The sequence below is a fragment of the Vibrio sp. A8-1 genome (assembly GCF_013048685.1).
GTDB lineage: Bacteria > Pseudomonadota > Gammaproteobacteria > Enterobacterales > Vibrionaceae > Vibrio > Vibrio metschnikovii.
In genome coordinates, this window is record NZ_VHTC01000121.1 from 1 (window position 1) to 617 (window position 617).

Below are 617 nucleotides of genomic sequence, written 5' to 3' on the forward strand. Positions count from 1 at the left end.
TGGAAGTTCTACGCAGGTCAGACTACGAAATTACAACGTTAGAGCTGCTCGAAGCAGGGGCAGAGCTTACACGGCAACTTCACCAATATGGTTATGCGCTGGGTGATTTATGAGGGGATCCTTCAGTCTTTTGTCTCACCCTTTTTACTTAAGCCTAAACCAAGAACAGAAATCTTTGCACCCCCGCTACCATTGTCTTCAGTGGTTACAGCAACATCAAATTCTACCGTTTGCATTAGAGTCTTATTTGGTGCTTTCAATTCACCTACTGCCCCTCTGTCACTTAGTGGAGTTTCATTTACCGAAGCACCATATTTAGCGACTTCCATTTGAGCTTCATGTACACCTTTGCATATCATAGCTATTGATTGTGCAACAAATTTATCCAATTCCATCAATATCTCCAATTTTCCATAGCTGTCGAGCACATAACGCCCGGTTAAGGGGCAACCAACGCCACTACCAAGCTTCCGCATAACACCGTAACCACAAAAAACGTAAGCGTTCACCGAGGTATCTTGACTTACCATGCCTGAAGAAGCATGTGCAGTTTATAGATCAAAAACGTTCGGGTACGGTTTCTTCTCAACGACTGACGTGATGATTTCACTCAGAAC

Annotated in this window: 1 protein-coding gene; it reads right to left on the minus strand. The window is 43.8% G+C overall.

Annotated features, from left to right (window positions below; translation table 11 throughout):
* Positions 1-122: 122 nt before the first annotated feature.
* On the minus strand, positions 123-395 hold the full coding sequence (locus FKN93_RS17530) for a hypothetical protein (RefSeq protein WP_170905781.1): 273 nt from the start codon (positions 393-395) through the stop codon (positions 123-125).
* Between the last annotated feature and the right edge of the window lie 222 nt (positions 396-617).